At 71.9% G+C, this 16,376-nt stretch carries 17 protein-coding genes; 14 read left to right on the top strand and 3 right to left on the bottom strand.

The genetic code is table 11. From position 1 onward, the window contains the following. The 4 genes from Csp2054_RS18525 to map all read left to right on the top strand — a co-directional run. The coding region (locus tag Csp2054_RS18525) for an uL15 family ribosomal protein (RefSeq protein ID WP_255252650.1) at window positions 1-100 on the top strand (100 nt) is incomplete at its 5' end. Between the two features lie 146 nt (window positions 101-246). Next, window positions 247-1,569, top strand: coding sequence for a preprotein translocase subunit SecY (secY, locus tag Csp2054_RS07105; protein WP_096898655.1), 1,323 nt, complete (start codon window positions 247-249; stop codon window positions 1,567-1,569). Further along, on the top strand, window positions 1,566-2,156 hold the full coding sequence (locus Csp2054_RS07100) for an adenylate kinase (RefSeq protein ID WP_096898604.1): 591 nt from the start codon (window positions 1,566-1,568) through the stop codon (window positions 2,154-2,156). The genes secY and Csp2054_RS07100 overlap by 4 nt, the downstream gene beginning before the upstream one ends. Before the next feature lie 6 nt (window positions 2,157-2,162). Next, entirely contained in the window at window positions 2,163-2,996 is an 834-nt protein-coding gene (map, locus tag Csp2054_RS07095; protein WP_096898603.1) for a type I methionyl aminopeptidase, read from the top strand. Between the two features lie 141 nt (window positions 2,997-3,137). Here map and Csp2054_RS07090 read toward each other — a convergent pair whose 3' ends face one another. Then, the gene (locus Csp2054_RS07090; protein WP_096898602.1) at window positions 3,138-4,448 is read right to left on the bottom strand and encodes an LCP family protein; all 1,311 of its coding nucleotides are present in this window, start codon (window positions 4,446-4,448) and stop codon (window positions 3,138-3,140) included. 264 nt (window positions 4,449-4,712) lie between these two features. Between Csp2054_RS07090 and infA the strand changes: the two genes are divergently transcribed. The 8 genes from infA (at window position 4,713) to Csp2054_RS07050 (ending at window position 12,542) form a co-directional block, all read left to right on the top strand. Continuing rightward, window positions 4,713-4,934, top strand: coding sequence for a translation initiation factor IF-1 (gene infA, locus Csp2054_RS07085; protein ID WP_017885509.1), 222 nt, complete (start codon window positions 4,713-4,715; stop codon window positions 4,932-4,934). A gap of 70 nt (window positions 4,935-5,004) precedes the next feature. Continuing rightward, entirely contained in the window at window positions 5,005-5,121 is a 117-nt protein-coding gene (gene rpmJ / locus Csp2054_RS07080) for a 50S ribosomal protein L36 (RefSeq protein ID WP_022903266.1), read from the top strand. A gap of 139 nt (window positions 5,122-5,260) precedes the next feature. Continuing rightward, window positions 5,261-5,635, top strand: coding sequence for a 30S ribosomal protein S13 (gene rpsM / locus Csp2054_RS07075; protein ID WP_058725393.1), 375 nt, complete (start codon window positions 5,261-5,263; stop codon window positions 5,633-5,635). Between the two features lie 9 nt (window positions 5,636-5,644). Next, window positions 5,645-6,043: a 30S ribosomal protein S11 gene (rpsK, locus tag Csp2054_RS07070; RefSeq protein WP_017885507.1), complete on the top strand. Its 399-nt coding sequence runs from the start codon at window positions 5,645-5,647 to the stop codon at window positions 6,041-6,043. Between the two features lie 205 nt (window positions 6,044-6,248). Further along, entirely contained in the window at window positions 6,249-7,241 is a 993-nt protein-coding gene (locus Csp2054_RS07065) for a DNA-directed RNA polymerase subunit alpha (protein ID WP_058742348.1), read from the top strand. Window positions 7,242-7,301: 60 nt separating this feature from the next. Continuing rightward, a complete protein-coding gene (gene rplQ, locus Csp2054_RS07060; RefSeq protein WP_096898601.1) occupies window positions 7,302-7,874 on the top strand; it encodes a 50S ribosomal protein L17 in 573 nt (190 codons plus the stop codon). Between the two features lie 127 nt (window positions 7,875-8,001). Then, window positions 8,002-9,129, top strand: a complete 1,128-nt coding sequence (locus tag Csp2054_RS07055; RefSeq protein WP_096898600.1) for an FUSC family protein — start codon at window positions 8,002-8,004, stop codon at window positions 9,127-9,129. Window positions 9,130-9,182: 53 nt separating this feature from the next. Next, complete coding sequence (locus Csp2054_RS07050) at window positions 9,183-12,542, top strand: BTAD domain-containing putative transcriptional regulator (protein WP_096898599.1); 3,360 nt, start codon at window positions 9,183-9,185, stop codon at window positions 12,540-12,542. On the opposite strand, the gene Csp2054_RS07045 is transcribed toward Csp2054_RS07050, so the two are convergent. Both Csp2054_RS07045 and Csp2054_RS07040 read right to left on the bottom strand, forming a co-directional pair. Beyond that, window positions 12,511-13,344, bottom strand: coding sequence for an ABC transporter permease (locus Csp2054_RS07045; RefSeq protein WP_096898598.1), 834 nt, complete (start codon window positions 13,342-13,344; stop codon window positions 12,511-12,513). The genes Csp2054_RS07050 and Csp2054_RS07045 overlap by 32 nt on opposite strands. Then, entirely contained in the window at window positions 13,341-14,360 is a 1,020-nt protein-coding gene (locus tag Csp2054_RS07040; protein WP_096898597.1) for an ATP-binding cassette domain-containing protein, read from the bottom strand. The genes Csp2054_RS07045 and Csp2054_RS07040 overlap by 4 nt, the downstream gene beginning before the upstream one ends. Before the next feature lie 390 nt (window positions 14,361-14,750). Between Csp2054_RS07040 and truA the strand changes: the two genes are divergently transcribed. Together truA and Csp2054_RS07025 are read left to right on the top strand one after the other, a co-directional pair. After that, a complete protein-coding gene (gene truA / locus Csp2054_RS07030; RefSeq protein WP_096898595.1) occupies window positions 14,751-15,626 on the top strand; it encodes a tRNA pseudouridine(38-40) synthase TruA in 876 nt (291 codons plus the stop codon). Continuing rightward, entirely contained in the window at window positions 15,623-16,366 is a 744-nt protein-coding gene (locus Csp2054_RS07025; protein WP_096898594.1) for an MBL fold metallo-hydrolase, read from the top strand. The genes truA and Csp2054_RS07025 overlap by 4 nt, the downstream gene beginning before the upstream one ends. Window positions 16,367-16,376: the final 10 nt, after the last annotated feature.

Raw genomic sequence — 16,376 nt, 5'->3', positions numbered from 1 at the left:
TCAGGGTGACATCAGCGTGAAGCTCACGGTCACGGTCGACAAGGTCTCGGCGTCCGCCGCCGAGAAGATCGTGGCTGCTGGCGGCACCGTCTCCCAGTAACCCCGTCGGCGGCCCGTGCGTTTGCGCACGCCCCGCCGTTACGGTTTCCTTGACAGTGGTCGGCGTCCGTCGACCAGGTCGGCCCTGCCGACCACACCGGCGACGGTCCCTCGGTGGGCCACCGGTCCCAGAAGTTCGGAGTCCTCGTGTTCAGAGCGGTCGCGCGCATCATGCGCACCCCAGATCTTCGCAAGAAGATCGGCTTCACCCTCGCGATCATCGCGCTGTTCCGTCTGGGGTCGTACATCCCCGCCCCGTTCGTCGACTACGCGTCCGTGCAGAGCTGTCTCGCCAGCGCGTCCTCGCAGCAGGGCCTCTACGACCTGATCAACCTGTTCTCCGGCGGCGCGCTCCTGAAGCTCTCGGTCTTCGCGCTCGGGATCATGCCGTACATCACGTCGTCGATCATCGTGCAGCTGCTGCGCGTGGTGATCCCGCACTTCGACGCCCTCTACAAGGAGGGGCAGTCGGGTCAGGCGAAGCTGACGCAGTACACGCGCTACCTCACGATCGCGCTCGGCGTGCTGCAGTCCACCACGCTCATCACCGTCGCCCGCTCGGGCGCCCTGTTCGGCACGAACGCCTCGGCGTCCTGCTCGTCGATCATCTCGAACGACAGCTGGTACGCGATCCTCCTCATGGTCGTCACGCTGACCGCCGGTACCGGCCTCATCATGTGGATGGGCGAGCTCGTGACGGAGCGCGGCATCGGCAACGGCATGTCGCTCCTGATCTTCACGTCGATCGCGGCGCAGTTCCCGTCGGCGCTGTGGGCCATCGAGCAGTCGAACGGCTTCGAGCTGTTCCTGTTCGTCATCCTGGTGGGCTTGGTCATCATGATGGCCGTCGTCTTCGTCGAGCAGTCGCAGCGCCGCATCCCGGTGCAGTACGCCAAGCGCATGGTGGGGCGCCGGACGTTCGGCGGCAACAACACCTACATCCCGATCAAGGTGAACATGGCCGGCGTCGTGCCCGTCATCTTCGCCTCGTCGCTGCTGTACCTGCCGGCCCTGGTCGCGCAGTTCAACCAGCCCTCGAACGGCACCGAGCCGGCCGCATGGGTGACCTGGATCCAGAACAACCTGACCTCGGGTGACAACTGGTTCTACATGGTCCTGTACTTCCTGCTCATCGTCGGCTTCACGTACTTCTACGTCGCGATCACCTTCAACCCCGAAGAGGTCGCCGACAACATGAAGAAGTACGGCGGGTTCATCCCCGGCATCCGTGCCGGACGGCCCACCGCCGAGTACCTCGACTACGTCCTGACCCGGGTGACGTTGCCCGGCTCGCTCTACCTCGGTCTCATCGCACTGATCCCGCTCGGTGCGCTCGCGTTCTTCGGCGCGAACCAGAACTTCCCGTTCGGCGGCGCGAGCATCCTCATCATCGTGGGTGTCGGTCTCGAGACCGTGAAGCAGATCGACTCCCAGCTGCAGCAGCGTCACTACGAAGGGCTTCTCCGTTGAGCGCACGTCTCATCATCGTCGGACCTCCCGGAGCCGGGAAGGGCACGCAGGCCGGTCGGATCGCCGAGGCGTTCGGCATCCCCGCCGTGTCCACCGGTGACATCTTCCGCAAGAACGTCGCCGAGGGCACGCCGCTCGGCGTCCAGGCGAAGGCGATCATGGACGCCGGCGACTACGTCCCGGACTCCCTGACGAACGAACTCGTGAAGGCGCGGCTGGCCGAACCCGACGCGGAGTCGGGCTTCCTGCTCGACGGCTACCCCCGTACGGTCGGGCAGGTCGAGTACCTCGACGCGCTGCTCGCCGAGCAGGGCACCGGCATCGACGCGGTCGTGCAGCTCGTGGCCGACCAGGACGAGCTCGTCGGGCGGCTGCTGAAGCGTGCCGAGGAGCAGGGCCGCAGCGACGACAACGAGGAGACGATCCGTCGTCGGCAGGAGGTCTACGTCGAGCAGACCGCGCCGATCGTCGCGGCCTACGCCGAGCGTGGGCTCGTGGTCGACGTCGACGGCCTCGGCGGGATCGACGAGGTCGGCGACCGGATCCAGGCCGCTCTCGCGTCCCGCGGGCTCGCCGCGAGCGTCTGATCCGGCGTGGTCCGGTTCCGCAAGCCCTCGATCTACAAGTCGCCGGAGGAGCTCCGCGCCATGGTGCGCCCGGGGCTCCTCACGGCGCAGGCGCTCGACGCCGTGCGTGCGAGCATCCGTCCGGGCGTCACGACGGCCGAGCTCGACGCCGTCGCCGAGCAGACCATCCGTGACGGCGGCGGCATCCCGAACTTCCAGCTCGTCCCGGGGTACCGGCACACCCTGTGCGTGTCGGTGAACGACGAGATCGTGCACGGCATCCCCGGTGACCGCGTGCTGCAGCCCGGCGACATCGTGTCGGTGGACGCGGGCGCCGAGGTCGACGGCTGGAACGGCGACAGTGCGTTCACGGTCGTCCTCCCGGGTGGCGACGCGCACCGGGCGGCCGCGCGGCAGCGGCTCAGCGACACCACCGAGCGCGCGCTCTGGCACGGCATCGCCGCGCTCGCCACGGCGAAGCACCTGCACGACGTGGGCGCCGCCGTCGAGGACGCGATCGAGGAGACCGGGGACTGGGGGATCGTCGAGGACTTCACGGGGCACGGCATCGGCCGCTCCATGCACGAGGATCCGCCGGTGTACAACCACCGCGTGCGCGGGGGCGGCCCCGCCGTGAAGCCCGGCCTGGTCGTCGCGATCGAGCCCATGGTCACCGCTGGCACGATCGACAGCTCGACGGACGCCGACGAGTGGACGGTCCGCACGCTGGACGGCTCCGACGCGGCGCACTGGGAGCACAGCGTTGCGGTGCACGCCGACGGCATCTGGGTGACCACGGCCGCCGACGGCGGCGCGGCAGGGCTCGCGCCGCTCGGCGTCACGCCCGTCCCGATCCCCTAGCGTCCACCGCCCGCCCCTGGCGGACGGACCGGCCACGTCGCGACCGCGGCGTGCGCGCGGACGCGGGTCGCGCCTCCAGTCCGGTGTCCGGCCCGCGTCGACCGCCGGACGGGAGGCGCGGCTCGCCGCCGCAGGTCGGCGTCAGTTGCCGACGGAGCAGGTCTGTTCGTTCGCGCTCTGGCCGGTGATGCTCGAGGGGAGCGGGGTCGCGGACGCCGAGGCGGTCGCCGTGCTCGCGGAGGAGGGGCTCGCGGCCGACGAGGTGCCGGAGGAGCCGGACGACGTCGACGAGCCGGCTGCGGACGACGTGCCCGTCGTGCTCGTGCTGGTCGGGGTCTCGTCCTTCGAGGCGCGACCCGTGGTGGAGTCCGACAGCGAGGTCTTCTGGTCGGTCTGGAGTGCCACGTTGAGGGCGTGTGCGGCCTCCTGCGAGACGATGACCCGGGCGGTGTCCGCGGGGTCGTCGACCACCGGGTACTGCACGAACAGCATGTTCGACGTGCTCATCCCGCGCAGGGTCGTCGCGAGCCCGACGATGGTGCGGGCCTTCGCGAGCCCGTCCGACAGGGTCATGTTCTGCAGTGCCGCGGTCGCGAGCTTGTAGAGCGTGACCGGGTTCGACAGCGTGCCGTCCGAGGTGATCTTCCGGAGGAGCGCCGACAGGAACACCTGCTGCGAGCTGATCCGGGCGAGGTCGCTGCCGTCGCCGACGCCGTGCCGGGTGCGCAGGAACGCAAGGGCGTCCGATCCCTGGAGGTTGTGGGACCCGGCGGTCAGGTGCAGTCCGGTGTAGGTGTCGTTGATCGGCTCCGCCACGCAGACGTCGACGCCGCCGAGCGCGTTCGACATGTCGATGACGCCGTCGAACGTGATCAAGCCGGCGTACGGGATGGTCAGGCCGGTGAGGTTCTCGACGGTGTCCACCACGCAGCTGACGCCCCCGTTGCCGAGCGACGTGTTGAACATCGCCGAGCTCGACGCCGGGTAGGTGGTGCCGGTCGCGGGGTTCGTGCACGCCGGGATCGGGACCATGAGGTCGCGCGGGAAGCTGACCGCGGTGAGCTGCTGGTGGTCCTGCGAGATGTGGATCAGCATCGTGACGTCGTTGCGGGCGCCCTGGACGTCCTCGTCCGAGTCGAACTGCCCGATGCGGGTGTCGCTCCCGATGAGCAGGATGTTCGCGCCACCCTTCATCGCCGTGATGTCCGCGGTGTCGGCGACCTTCTGGTCGTCGGTGCTGAGGCTGACGGTCTTCGGGGACGTGGCGAGCTGCGCGCCGGCGATCGCGGCGACGCTCGTCCCGCTCACGAGCACGACGGCGACGGCCGCTGCGAGGACGCCGAGCGCGGTGCCCCACCCGCGACGACGGGGAAGACGTCCGTGACGGGCGAGGGGGCCCCGGTTGCTGCGGGGTCGGCGGGTGGCGCTGCGGTCGCCGGCTGCGTCGGGCACGGGTCTCTCCGTTCGGTGGGCTGCCGTGTCACGCTACGGGCGGAGCACTCGAGACGGCCCAGAACCAGGCCGGGAACCACTGTGGAACGTTCAGGCAGACCTGGGGAAGCCCCAGACCGAGGGGGCGACCCCGGCGCACTTGGCAATCGGCGGCCCATCACATAAGATCGATCTTTGGTGTGTCATGCCCTCCGGGCGTGGCGCCCGACCCGCAGACCGGCTCGGGGATCACACCGGTTCATCCAACCAAGCGACAGTGAGGCTATGGCCAAGAAAGACGGCGTCATCGAGATCGAGGGCTCGGTGCTCGAAGCTCTGCCCAACGCGATGTTCCGCGTTGAGCTGACCAACGGACACAAGGTCCTCGCGCACATCTCCGGGAAGATGCGCCAGCACTACATCCGCATCCTCCCCGAGGACCGCGTGATCGTGGAGCTGAGCCCGTACGACCTGACCCGCGGCCGGATCGTCTACCGCTACAAGTGATCCGCGAGCTGGAAAGGAACGGCTCGGCGAACCCGCCGAGCACGAAGCCAGCGAGCAACAGGAAGCAACCATGAAGGTCAACCCCAGCGTCAAGCCCATCTGCGAGCACTGCCGAGTGATCCGCCGGAAGGGCCGCGTCATGGTGATCTGCAAGAGCAACCCGCGCCACAAGCAGCGCCAGGGCTGAGCTCCCAGCAGGACCCACAACTCAACACCGAACACGCAGTACCAGAACCCGCGGCTCCGGCCGCGGGGGACACCTCGGGGAGGAGGCCCGGGCACCGGTACTGCGCCACACCTCCACCAACCACAGGAGCAGCCAGCACATGGCACGTCTAGCAGGCGTCGACATCCCGCGCGAGAAGCGCGTGGAGATCGCACTCACCTACATCTACGGCGTCGGCCGTACCCGGTCCGTCCAGGCACTCGCCGAGACCGGCATCTCGGGCGACATCCGCGTCAAGGACCTCACCGACGACCAGCTCGTCGCCCTCCGCGACTACATCGAGGGCAACTTCAAGGTCGAGGGTGACCTCCGCCGTGAGGTCGCCGCCGACATCCGCCGCAAGGTCGAGATCGGTAGCTACGAGGGTCTCCGCCACCGTCGTGGTCTCCCGGTGCGTGGTCAGCGCACCAAGACCAACGCGCGTACCCGCAAGGGACCGAAGCGCACCGTGGCAGGCAAGAAGAAGGCCCGATAGGAGATCATCATGGCTACCCCCAAGACTGCCGCGCGCAAGCCGCGTCGCAAGGAGAAGAAGAACGTCGCCGTGGGCCAGGCCCACATCAAGAGCACGTTCAACAACACGATCGTCAGCATCACCGACCCGTCGGGTGCCGTCCTCAGCTGGGCGTCCTCGGGTGCCGTCGGCTTCAAGGGTTCGCGCAAGTCGACGCCGTTCGCGGCGCAGCTCGCCGCCGAGTCCGCCGCGCGTCAGGCGCAGGAGCACGGCGTCAAGAAGGTCGACGTCTTCGTGAAGGGTCCGGGTTCGGGCCGCGAGACCGCGATCCGTTCGCTCCAGGCCGCCGGCCTCGAGGTCGGTTCGATCAACGACGTCACGCCGCAGGCGCACAACGGGTGCCGCCCGCCGAAGCGTCGCCGCGTCTGACGCGAGGAGCAACCGGCCGTTCCCCGCTCGTCCCCTGACCGGGGCGAGCGGGGCCGGCCATTCCTGGTCGTTCGATCGCGTACGACGAGCCCTCCGGGTTCGTCGCTGCGCGTGATCACAACTCAACAGACCCGTCGGGGCCCGGTCGGCCCCGTCGTACCGCCGAGTGTCATATAGCGGACACTCCGCCGAAAGGAATCCCACAGTGCTCATTGCACAGCGCCCCACCCTGACCGAGGAGTCGATCTCCGAGTACCGCTCGCGCTTCGTCATCGAGCCGCTCGAGCCGGGCTTCGGTTACACCCTCGGCAACTCGCTGCGCCGCACGCTCCTCTCCTCGATCCCCGGCGCGGCCGTCACCAGCATCCGCATCGACGGCGTCCTCCACGAGTTCAGCACCGTGCCCGGTGTCAAGGAGGACGTCACCGAGATCATCCTCAACATCAAGAGCCTCGTCGTCTCCAGCGAGCACGACGAGCCGATCACCGCGTACCTGCGCAAGCAGGGTGCCGGTCAGGTCACCGCGGCGGACATCTCCGCGCCGGCCGGTGTCGAGATCCACAACCCGGACCTCGTCATCGCGACCCTGAACGACACCGCGCGCTTCGAGCTCGAGCTCACGATCGAGCGTGGCCGCGGCTACGTGTCGGCGACGCAGAACCGGTCCGAGTTCTCCGAGGCCGGGCAGATCCCGATCGACTCGATCTACTCGCCGGTCCTCAAGGTCACCTACCGCGTCGAGGCGACACGTGCCGGTGAGCGCACGGACTTCGACCGCCTGGTCGTCGACGTCGAGACGAAGCCGGCGATCTCGCCGCGCGACGCCATCGCGTCGGCCGGCCGCACGCTGGTCGAGCTGTTCGGTCTCGCTCGCGAGCTGAACACGGCGGCCGAGGGCATCGAGATCGGCCCCGCGCCGGTCGACGCGGTGCTCTCGAACGAGCTGCAGACCCCGATCGAGGACCTCGACCTGTCGGTCCGCAGCTACAACTGCCTCAAGCGGGAGGGCATCAACACGGTGTCCGAGCTCGTCGCCCTGTCGGAGACGCAGCTCATGAACATCCGCAACTTCGGTCAGAAGTCGGTGGACGAGGTCAAGGACAAGCTCACCGAGCTCGGCCTGTCCCTCAAGGACACCGTCCCCGGATTCGACGGCGCCCACTTCTACAGCGGGTACGACGAGGACGAGTCCAACTGACCTCGCGCGAACGCGCACGCGCGCTGACGCGCGCACCACTTTCACCACTGGAGAACTGACATGCCGAAGCCCACCAAGGGCCCCCGCCTCGGTGGCGGTCCCGCCCACGAGCGCCTGCTCCTGAGCAACCTCGCCAACGCCCTCTTCACGCACGGTCGCATCACGACGACGGAGACGAAGGCCAAGCGCCTCCGCCCCCTCGCCGAGCGGCTCATCACGTTCGCGAAGCGCGGCGACCTGCACGCCCGTCGTCGCGTGATCAGCGTCCTCCGCGACAAGTCCGTCGTGCACACGCTGTTCACCGAGATCGCCCCGCAGGTCGAGGACCGTCAGGGCGGCTACACCCGCATCACGAAGCTCGGCTTCCGCAAGGGCGACAACGCTCCCCTCGCGGCGATCGAGCTCGTCCTCGAGCCGGTGTCGGGCAAGCCCGCCCCGGTCAAGCGCGACGCGGCCCCGGCCGCCGCCGCTCCCGTCGAGGAGCCGGCCGCCGAGGAGTCGACGACCGAGGAGGCCCCGGTCGAGTCGACCGAGACCACCGAGGAGTCCGCCCCGGTCGAGGCCGAGACCGAGACCGCGGCTGCCGCCGAGGTCGAGGACGACGCCGCCACCAAGGCCGACGACGCCAAGTAGTCACCCGCACCACCACGAGGAAGCCCCCGCGACGATCGTCGCGGGGGCTTCCTCGTGTCCGGCCCCTGCGCTCCGCGGATCGTCAGGACACCGCTCCCAGGCGCGGGCCCGTAGCGTCACCGCTGCCATGGCACGAGCGGAACGGATCACGGGCGCGGGACGGCGCATCTGGCGGTGGAGCCGCGACTCGGGGACGCAGCCACGGCTGCTGCTCGCGGCGAAAGCGGCCGGCGCGGCGTCGATCGCCTGGTTCGTGGCGCGGCACGTGCCCGGGGTCGCGGGCGACTACCCCTACTACGCACCCCTCGGCGCGATCGTCGCGATGCGGACGACGGTGTTCGCCGGCATCCGCTCCGGGGTGCAGACCCTGGTCGGGATCGTGCTCGGGGTGCTCATCGCCGGCACCGCGATGCTCGTCGGCGCACCGGGCATCATCGGCGTCGCGCTCGCGGTCGGTCTCGGGGTGCTCGTCAGCGGGTTCCGGGTGCTCGGGGAGGGTCACTCCTGGGTGCCGATGGTCGCGCTCTTCGTGCTGCTCATCGGTGGGCGGAACGCCGAGGGGTACTCGTTCGGCTACGTCGTCCAGATGGCCGTGGGGATCGCGATCGGCCTGGCGGTCAACTTCCTCGTGTTCCCGCCGCTGCACTTCTGGGACGCCGAGCGCCGCATCGACGAGGTCAACCGGGTGCTCGCCCAGCACCTCGACGACCTGGCTGACGTCCTGGTCGACGGCGAACCGGACACGCGGGCGTGGGACCGGCAGCAGGAACGCCTCGACCGTGCGATCGCCGACGTGCGCGACCGGGTCTCCGTGGCGCAGGAGAGCCGTCGGATGAACCCACGCGGAGTGCTGCGCGGCTCGCGGGCACGGCTCTCGACGGACGGTGCGCGGTTCCGGGCGCTCGAACGCGTCGCCTGGTACACGACGGACCTCACCGAGCTCGTGGCGCGGTCGGGTCCGGTCGCGGACGCCATCGGTCGCCCTGACGCCGCCTTCGCCGAACCCCTCGCAGCGGCGCTGCGGCAGGTCGCGTGCGTCGTGCGCGGCGACTGCCCGGACGACGAGGGCGACGAAGCACTCCGGACCCTCGAGCAGGCCCTCGACGCCAGCCGGTCGAACCCGTCGCACGTGGCCGTGACGGCCAGTGCGGTCATCGCCCTGCGCGGCGTGCTGGAGTCCGAGCGACGTGCGACGGAGGACGTCGACACCGAGACGGGGCCGTTCGGCCAGGCACGACGCCCGGGCCGCCGCTGAACGGTGCCACGCCGGCCGCTGCCACGCCGACTCCTGCTCCGTAGACTCACGAGGTGACCTCGCCGCCCCGCATCGCCGTGCTCGGTCCCGTCCTGGCCGCAGGGCCGGACGGTGCGCTCGCGCCGGTGACGGGCGCGCTCGCACGGGCGTTCCTCACCGCGCTGGTCCTCGCCCGCGGACAGGCGATGTCGACGGGCGCGCTCGTCGACGAACTGTGGCCGTCCGACGCAGCACCGGGTTCACGAGCCGCCCTGCAGACCCTGGTGTCGCGCTTGCGCCGGAGCACGGCGGAGGGAATCGTCGTCTCGACCGCGACCGGGTACATGCTCGGGTGCCTCCCGGACGAGGTCGACCTGCTCCACGCCGAACGGGTCGCGGGTACGCCCTCCGCCGTCGACGCGCTCCCGGACGTCGGGGTGGTCCGGGACGCCCTGGACCGGTGGCGGGGCACCCCCGGGGACGACGTCGAGGGCGACCTCGGCACCACACTCGCCGAGCGGGCGACGACGGTCCGCCGGACGCTGCGACGGGCGCTGGCGTCCGGGCTCGTCGCGGCCGGACGGCCCGAGGACGCCGTCGCCGTCTGGGCAGCGGAGGCCGGAGCGGACCCCTTCGACGAGCTGGCGGTCGGCGGCTGGATGCGCGCCCTCGACGCAGCCGGCCGGGCCCCCGAGGCGGTCGCGGTGTTCGCGGCGCACCGGCAGCGGCTCGTCGACGACCTCGGCGCCGACCCCTCGGCGGACCTGGTCCGGCTCAACGCCGAGCTGCTCCGTCGATCCGCGAACGACAGCGCACAGCCGCGCCGGGTCGGGCTGCGCGCCGCCGCGAACACGCTCGTCGGGCGCGAGGACGACCTCGCCGCCGTCACCGGGCTGCTGGCCGCCAACCGGCTGGTCACGATCCTCGGCGCCGGCGGCCTCGGCAAGACGCGGCTCGCCCAGGCCGTCGCCGCCGACGTGCCGGCCGACACCTCGGTGGTCGTCCTCGAGCTCGCCCCGATCACCGCGGCGGAGGACGTCGTCCCCGCCCTGGGTGCCGTCCTCGGCATCGCCGAGGTCCGCGGCGCGCGCTCGCTCCGGGACGCCGTCGTGTCCGATCTGCACGGCCGGGTCGTCCGGGCGCTGTCGGACCGACCGACCGTGCTCGTGCTCGACAACTGCGAGCACCTCGTGGGGCCGGTCGCGTCGCTGACGGCCGACCTGCTCGCGGCCGCGCCCGACCTCCGGGTCCTGACGACCTCGCGGGCGCCGCTCGCGATCGCCGGCGAGGTGGTCGCCCCGCTCGCACCACTGCCCGTCGAGGCCGACGGTGCCGCCGTCCGCCTGTTCACCGAGCGCGCCAGGGCGGCCCGACCGGGAGCGGTCCTGCCGGTCGACGCCGTCCGTCGCATCTGCACCCGCCTGGACGGCTCGCCGCTCGCGATCGAGCTGGCCGCGGCACGGATCCGCGGCATGAGCACCGACGAGATCGAGCGCCGACTGGACGACCGGTTCGCGCTCCTCCGCGGCGGTGACCGGACCGCGCCCGAACGGCACCGCACGCTGCTCGCGGTGATCGAGTGGAGTTGGCGGCTGCTCGACGGCGGTGCACAGGACCTGCTGCCGCGACTGGCGCTGTTCCCCGACGGGCTCTCCGTCGACGCCGTCGAGGCGGTCGCCCGAGCCGGTGGGGCCGAGCGCGACGACGTCGGGACGCTCGACGACCTCGCCGAACTGGTGGAGCAGTCACTCGTCCAGCTCGTCGAGGACGAGGGCGCGCCGGTGCGCTACCGGCTGCTCGAGACCGTCCGCGAGTTCGGCGCCGCGCGGCTCGCCGAGCGCGGCCAGGTCGAGGCCGTCCGCGCGGCCATGGTCGACTGGGCACGGCGGTTCGGTGCCGAGCGCAACCTCTTCACCATCTCCGGCGACACGCAGCTCGAACGCTTCCACGAGGTCCGGCGGGAGGCCGACAACCTCGTGACGATGCTCCGCTGGGCCCTCCGCGCCGGCGACGTCCCCGCGACCGCCCAGGTGTTCGCCGCGCTCTGCGCCTACTGGACCCTGCGCGGCACCCAGGGCGAGATCACGGGAGTGGCGCCGGACGTCGTCGCGCTGCTCCGCTCGGCCCCGACGACGGACCGCGACCGGGCGGCGACCCAGATCGGACTCGTCGTCTCCGGTGTCGCGTCGGCGTTCGAGGACCGACGCACCTCGGCCGTCGCGCGGTCCACGCTCCGGCGCACCACCCGGATCGCGTGGTCCGGGTTCCCGGTCGTCGACGCGCTCGCGGAGCTGTTCCTGGCGATCGGGCGTCCCGGTCGGCTCCAGGCGCTCCTCGACCGGTTCCGCGGCGATCCCGACGACGGTGTGGCCTGCATCGCGGCGCTCCTCAGCGCCCCGCTCGCCGAGAACGACGGCGACCCGGCCGCGGCACTCCGCTACGCCTCCGACGCCGTGCGGCTGGCCGAGCGCACGGGCGACGCCTGGACGACGGGCACCTCGGCGGTGACCACGACACAGCTGCTGACCCAGTCCGGGCGGTACGACGAGGCACTCGCGACCGCTGAGCGTGCCCGTGCCCGCCTCGAACGGCTCGGCGCCGACGACGACCTGTACGAGATCGGGTGGTCGGTCGGCCTGTGCGCCGCGGCGACCGGGGACGTCCGTCGTGCACGTGCGGTGGCTGCCGACCTGCAGCACCGTCCGGTCGAGCTGCGCGGGGGGCCCGACGCGCAGCGGTCACAGGTCGCCGTCCTCGCCCTGGCGATCGAGGCCGAGTGCCTGCGTACCGAGGGCGACCTGGTCGGTGCGACCGAGCGCTACACGGCGGCGTGGGACCTGGCGACGACCCACCGGGGACCGATGCCGAACTGGTGGCTGATGGCGGGCGCCGCCCGCCTGGCGGCGCACGACGAGACCCAGTCGCACGACGAGACCCAGTCGCACGACGAGACCCAGGGGCCCGCCGCGTTCCAGGAGCCCGCCGCGACCGGGGGACCGCTGGAGGCGAGCGAGCGTGCCGGGGCCGAGCCGGGCCTCCCGTCCGACACGGCGACCGTCGTGCGCCGCATCCGTGTCGCCTCGCTCGCCCTGCTCCGCGTCCGACCCTGGTGGGTGGACCTGCCGGTCGTCGGGACGGCGCTCGCCGGACTCGCGCTCGCGGCAGCGCGGAGCGGCGACGACGGACGTGCCGCGCGGTGCTGGGCCCTCGCGGTCCGGCTGGGGGCGCGCCAGGACCTCGCCGTGCTCGCCCACGCTCGGCTCCGGCCCCTGCTCGCCGCGACCGTCGGTGCGGACGCCCTGGCGGACGCCGAGACGGCCGCGTCCGGCTGGGACCGGGACGCGGCCGTGGCGGCGGCGCGGGTGCTCCTCGAGGAGCGGTGGCTGGACGCGGAGCCGGCCGTCACGCCTTCCGCATGTACGACCGCACCGTGAGCGGTGCGAACACGGCGACGACGATCGCTGCTCCGAGCAGGCTGATCCAGAGGTCGCCGGTCACGGCACCGTGGTTGACGAGGTCGCGCACCGCCGTGATGAGGTGCGAGACCGGGTTGACCTCGGTGAACCAGCGGAGCCAGCTCGGCAGCGTGTCGACGGGGACGAACGCGTTCGACAGGAACGTCAGCGGGAACAGCACGAGGTTCGCGATGCCGGAGACGCTCGACGCTGTCCGGGCGATCACGCCGAAGTAGGCGAAGATCCAGCTGATCGCCCACGCCACCGCGATGACGAGGAGCCCGGCGAGCACCACGGCGGCCGGCCCGCCGGCGGGACGCAGGCCCATGATGATCCCGACCGTGAAGGTGATGGTGGTTGCGATCGCGTACCGGACGGTGTCGGCGAGGAGCGCTCCGGCGAGCGGGGCGATGCGGGCGATCGGCAGGGACTTGAAGCGGTCGAAGACGCCCTTGTCCATGTCCTCGCGGAGTTGCACACCGGTGACGATCGACGACGTGATGTTCGTCTGCACCAGGATGCCGGGGATGATCACGGGCAGGTAGCTGCCGATGTCGCCGGAGATCGCGCCGCCGAAGATGTAGGTGAAGATGACGGTGAAGACGATCGGCATGAGCGTCACGTCGAACAGCTGCTCAGGGGTGCGGCGGATCTTCACGAGGCCGCGGTACGCCATCGTGAACGACTGTCGGACGGTGGCGGCCAGACCGCTCGTGCCGACGCCGGGCCGCGGCGTCACCCGGGGCTGGGCGGTGGTCGGGGTGGGGGCGATGGTGGTCATGCGAGGCTCCCTTCGAGCTCGCTCGTGGTGGACTTCGGGTCGCGCGCGTCGCTTTCGGCGTCGTCGGCTCCGGACGCGGGCGCACCGGTGATCTGCAGGAAGACCTCGTCGAGCGTCGGCTTCTGCACGCTCATCTCGGCGAGGGAGACCCCGGCCTCGCGGAACGCCACCAGGAGGTCGGTCACGCGGTCGGGGTCGGTCATGGGGGCCGTCAGGCGGGAACCCTCCGGGCTGGCGACGGCCTCGACACCGAGCGCGGAACGGACGATCGTGCGCGCGGTGTCGAGCCGCCCCGGGTCTGTCAGACGGAGTTGCAGCGAGGCGGTCCCGATCGACGCCTTCAGCTCGTCGCCGGTGCCCTCCGCCACCACACGGCCGTGGTCGATCACGGCGATCCGGTCGGCGAGCTGGTCGGCCTCGTCGAGGTACTGCGTGGTGAGGAGCACGGTCGAGCCGGTCGCCACCAGTTCGCGGATGGTGTCCCACATCTGCGCGCGGGTCCGGGGGTCGAGGCCCGTCGTCGGCTCGTCGAGGAAGATCAGCGGCGGCTGCGCGATGAGACTGGCGGCGAGGTCGAGCCGGCGACGCATGCCGCCGGAGAACGCCTTGAGCGGGCGCGAAGCCGCCTCGGTCAGCCCGAACCGCTCGAGCAGCTCGGACGACTTCGCCCGGGCGTCCCGGCGGGACAGTCCGAGCAGCCGCGAGAAGATGACGAGGTTCTCGGTGGCGCTGAGGGTCTCGTCGACGCTGGCGTACTGGCCGGTCACGCCGATCAGCGACCGGACGGTCTGTGCCTCGCGTCGGACGTCGTGCCCGAAGACGCGGGCCTCGCCGGCGTCCGGCGCGAGCAGGGTGGCGAGCATCGAGATGGTGGTGGTCTTGCCCGCGCCGTTCGGGCCGAGCACGCCGTAGACCGTGCCGGCCTCCACACGGAGGTCGACACCGTCCACGGCTCGGTTCGTCCCGAAGGTCTTCACGAGGCCGGAGGCCTCCACCGCGAGGGGTGTCGTGGTCATCGCTGGTCCTTTCATCGGTGGTGCGTCGGTCATCGGTGGTGCGTCGGTCATCGGTGGTGCGTCGGTCATCGGTGGTGCGTCGGTCGTCGATGGCAGGAGCGATGCTGCCGGGTGCCGCTCACGCGGCTCTGACGTGCCGCTGTCACCGTGGCGGTCGACACGTCAGCGACGGATCGGCAGGTCGGCGACGGATCGGCACGTCGGCGACGGTCGGGCACGGATGCGCGGGGGCGGCCGGGAGGCGCGGTGCGGCCCCGGTACGGTGGTCGCGTGGTCGAGACGGGCACTGGTGGAACGGGCGCTGCTGAGACGGGCGCTGCTGAGACAGGTGCTGGCGGGACGGGTGCCGGCGGGACGGGTGCCGGCGGGACGGGCGCGGCGCCGGACGGCGTGCGGCTCCGGCTCGACCTCGCCTACGACGGCGCCGCGTTCTCCGGGTGGGCCCGGCAGCCCGGGTTGCGCACCGTGCAGGGTGCGCTCGAGACCGCCCTCGCCACGGTGTTCACGCGCTGGGGTGAGCCACCGCTGCTCACCGTGGCCGGCCGGACCGACGCGGGGGTGCACGCCACCGGACAGGTCGCCCACCTCGACCTCGCACCCGAGCAGTGGTCGGCGCTGCTGGCGAAGCGCGGGTCGACCGGACGCTCACCGCTCGACGGGCTCGTCAAGCGCATCAACGGGATCGCGGCACCCGAGGGCGACGTCGTGGTCACGCGGGCCACGGTCGCGCCGGACGGGTTCGACGCCCGGTTCTCCCCGCTGTGGCGGCGCTACCAGTACCGGATCGCGGACGCCGACGCCCCGCGCGACCCACGACGGCGGGGGCACACCGTCTGGCACGCGGCGCGCCTGGACCCGGCGGCGATGGAGCGCGGTGCGCTGACGTTGCTCGGGCTGCACGACTTCGCGACCTTCTGCAAGCCGCGCGAGGGCGCGACCACGATCCGGACGCTGCAGGAGTTCCGCTGGGACCGCGAGCCGGACGGCACACTGGTGGCGAGCCTCCAGGCCGACGCCTTCTGCCACTCGATGGTCCGCGCCATGGTGGGCGCGACCATCGCCGTGGGCGAGGGCCGCTTCGGCCCGGACCGGCTCGAGGAGCTCCGCCGTGCCGAGACGCGCACGAGCGCGTTCAAGGTCGCGCCCGCGAAGGGGCTGACGCTCACCGAGGTGGGGTACCCGGCGGACGCCGACCTCGCCGCCCGCGCGGCCCGCACCCGCGCCCGCCGGGCTCCCGAGGGTGACGGCGGGCGCGTCGGGGCATGAGCTCCCGTGCACCCCGCTCCGTCGTCCCCGTCGCGCCCAGCGTGGTGTTCGTCGAGGGCCCGGTGTCGAACTGGGTCGTGCTCGCCGAGGAGGACGGCGTCGCCCTCGTCGACGCGGGGTACCCGGCCGACACCGACCTCGTGCTCGACACCGTCCGCGACGCCGGGCACGACCCGGCCGACCTGCGACGGGTGTACGTCACGCACGGGCACGTCGACCACGTCGGCGGGATCCCGGGCATCCTCGCGCGGTACCCGCACGTCGAGGTCCTCGCGCACGCCGACGAGCTCGACAACGTCCGCGGCCCGCAGCGCGAGCAGGTGACGCCGGCCGAGATCGGCGGCCGGCTCGCAGCGCCCCGCGTGCTCCGGTGGCTCGTGCAGGCGGTCCGTGCCGACGCGCTGCGCCCGACGACCGTGCCGAGCGTCCGGGCGTTCACCGCGGCGGACTTCGACGGGCGGGCGATCACGCCGATGCCGGCTCCCGGACACACCGCGGGGTCGACGGCGTACCTGCTCCCCGCCGCCGACGCGCTCGTGACCGGCGACGCCGTCGTCTCGCACCACGACACGCAACCAGGGTCGTGGTCGCCCCGGCCGCGGATGATCACACCGTTCTTCACGGGCGACCAGGACCGGGCGCTCGAGTCCGCCCGTGCCCTGCCGGTGCCGGGGACGGTCCTGCCCGGTCACGGGCCCGCGGTGCGGCGCGCCGGGGACGGGTGGGTCGCCCTCCGCTGACCGGCGCGTG

Origin of the sequence: Curtobacterium sp. 'Ferrero', from assembly GCF_002412165.1 — a bacterium.
In the GTDB taxonomy this organism is placed as follows: Bacteria; Actinomycetota; Actinomycetes; order Actinomycetales; family Microbacteriaceae; genus Curtobacterium.
Note: the sequence above shows the minus strand (reverse complement) of the source record. Positions and strands in the feature narration are given on the sequence as shown.